Annotated in this window: 2 rRNA genes; both read right to left on the bottom strand. The window is 50.0% G+C overall.

From position 1 onward, the window contains the following. Positions 1 to 86, bottom strand: a 5S ribosomal RNA gene (rrf, locus tag CD039_RS06740); the annotation flags it as partial. A 64-nt stretch (positions 87 to 150) separates the two neighbouring features. Next, positions 151 to 3072 (bottom strand): 23S ribosomal RNA (locus CD039_RS06735). Positions 3073 to 3090: the final 18 nt, after the last annotated feature.

The following is a 3090-nucleotide window of genomic DNA, read 5'->3' as shown; positions in this document are numbered from 1 at the left end:
TAAGTCCGACTACCATCGGCGCTAAGGAGCTTAACTTCTGTGTTCGGCATGGGAACAGGTGTGACCTCCTTGCCATCGTCACCAGACAATGGAATGTATTGCACATTCAAAACTAGATAGTAAGTATTAACCAAGTCAAAACTTGAAAAATTGATTAAGTCTTCGATCGATTAGTATTCGTCAGCTCCACGTGTCGCCACGCTTCCACCTCGAACCTATTCACCTCATCATCTTTGAGGGATCTTATAACCGAAGTTGGGAAATCTCATCTTGAGGGGGGCTTCATGCTTAGATGCTTTCAGCACTTATCCCGTCCATACATAGCTACCCAGCGATGCCGTTGGCACGACAACTGGTACACCAGAGGTATGTCCATCCCGGTCCTCTCGTACTAAGGACAGCTCCTCTCAAATTTCCTACGCCCACGACGGATAGGGACCGAACTGTCTCACGACGTTCTGAACCCAGCTCGCGTACCGCTTTAATGGGCGAACAGCCCAACCCTTGGGACCGACTACAGCCCCAGGATGCGATGAGCCGACATCGAGGTGCCAAACCTCCCCGTCGATGTGAACTCTTGGGGGAGATAAGCCTGTTATCCCCGGGGTAGCTTTTATCCGTTGAGCGATGGCCCTTCCATGCGGAACCACCGGATCACTAAGTCCGTCTTTCGACCCTGCTCGACTTGTAGGTCTCGCAGTCAAGCTCCCTTATACCTTTACACTCTATGAATGATTTCCAACCATTCTGAGGGAACCTTTGAGCGCCTCCGTTACCTTTTGGGAGGCGACCGCCCCAGTCAAACTGCCCACCTGACACTGTCTCCCACCACGATGAGTGGTGCGGGTTAGAAATCCAACACAGCGAGGGTAGTATCCCACCAACGCCTCCACGTAAGCTAGCGCTCACGTTTCTAAGGCTCCTACCTATCCTGTACAAGCTGTGCCGAATTTCAATATCAGGCTACAGTAAAGCTCCACGGGGTCTTTCCGTCCTGTCGCGGGTAACCTGCATCTTCACAGGTACTATGATTTCACCGAGTCTCTCGTTGAGACAGTGCCCAAATCGTTACGCCTTTCGTGCGGGTCGGAACTTACCCGACAAGGAATTTCGCTACCTTAGGACCGTTATAGTTACGGCCGCCGTTTACTGGGGCTTCGATTCGTGGCTTCGCAGAAGCTAACCACTCCTCTTAACCTTCCAGCACCGGGCAGGCGTCAGCCCCTATACATCACCTTACGGTTTAGCAGAGACCTGTGTTTTTGATAAACAGTCGCTTGGGCCTATTCACTGCGGCTCTCCGGAGCGTACACCCCAGAGAGCACCCCTTCTCCCGAAGTTACGGGGTCATTTTGCCGAGTTCCTTAACGAGAGTTCGCTCGCTCACCTTAGAATTCTCATCTTGACTACCTGTGTCGGTTTGCGGTACGGGCACCCCTTTTCTAGCTAGAGACTTTTCTCGGCAGTGTGAAATCAGCGACTCAGGGGAACAATTCCCCCTCCTCATCACAGCTTAGCCTTATGAGTGCCGGATTTGCCTAACACTCAACCTTACTGCTTAAACGTACATCCAATCGCACGCTTCGCCTATCCTACTGCGTCCTCCCATCGCTTAAAACGAAAGTGGGTGGTACAGGAATATCAACCTGTTATCCATCGCCTACGCCTATCGGCCTCAGCTTAGGACCCGACTAACCCAGAGCGGACGAGCCTTCCTCTGGAAACCTTAGTCAATCGGTGGACGGGATTCTCACCCGTCTTTCGCTACTCACACCGGCATTCTCACTTCTAAGCGCTCCACATGTCCTTGCGATCATGCTTCAACGCCCTTAGAACGCTCTCCTACCATTGTCCGAAGGACAATCCACAGCTTCGGTAATATGTTTAGCCCCGGTACATTTTCGGCGCAGCGTCACTCGACTAGTGAGCTATTACGCACTCTTTAAATGATGGCTGCTTCTAAGCCAACATCCTAGTTGTCTGGGCAACGCCACATCCTTTTCCACTTAACATATATTTTGGGACCTTAGCTGGTGGTCTGGGCTGTTTCCCTTTCGAACATGAACCTTATCGCCCACGTTCTGACTCCCAAGTTAAATTGATTGGCATTCGGAGTTTGTCTGAATTCGGTAACCCGAGAGGGGCCCCTCGTCCAAACAGTGCTCTACCTCCAATAATCATCACTTGAGGCTAGCCCTAAAGCTATTTCGGAGAGAACCAGCTATCTCCAAGTTCGATTGGAATTTCTCCGCTACCCACAGTTCATCCGCTCACTTTTCAACGTAAGTCGGTTCGGTCCTCCATTCAGTGTTACCTGAACTTCAACCTGACCATGGGTAGATCACCTGGTTTCGGGTCTACGACCAAATACTCATTCGCCCTATTCAGACTCGCTTTCGCTACGGCTCCACATTCGCTGCTTAACCTTGCATCAGATCGTAACTCGCCGGTTCATTCTACAAAAGGCACGCCATCACCCATTAACGGGCTCTGACTACTTGTAAGCACACGGTTTCAAGTTCTTTTTCACTCCCCTTCCGGGGTACTTTTCACCTTTCCCTCACGGTACTGGTTCACTATCGGTCACTAGAGAGTATTTAGCCTTAGGAGATGGTCCTCCTAGATTCCGACGGAATTTCACGTGCTCCGTCGTACTCAGGATCCACTCAAGAGTGTATTCATTTTCGACTACAGGATTATTACCTTCTTTGATGTAGCTTTCCAACTACTTCGTCTAACAAATACATTTGTAACTCCGTATAGAGTGTCCTACAACCCCAATGAGCAAGCTCATTGGTTTGGGCTCTTCCCGTTTCGCTCGCCGCTACTCAGGGAATCGAATTTTCTTTCTCTTCCTCCGGGTACTAAGATGTTTCAGTTCTCCGGGTCTACCTTCTGACATGTTATGAATTCACATGTCGATAACACGACATAACTCGTGTTGGGTTCCCCCATTCGGAAATCTCTGGATCATAGCTTACTTACAGCTCCCCAAAGCATATCGTCGTTAGTAACGTCCTTCATCGGCTTCTAGTGCCAAGGCATTCACCGTGCGCCCTTAATAACTTAATCTCAATTGTTTTAAGTCAA

It is taken from the genome of Staphylococcus argensis (genome assembly GCF_002902305.1).
Lineage (GTDB): Bacteria > Bacillota > Bacilli > Staphylococcales > Staphylococcaceae > Staphylococcus > Staphylococcus argensis.
Note: the sequence above shows the minus strand (reverse complement) of the source record. Positions and strands in the feature narration are given on the sequence as shown.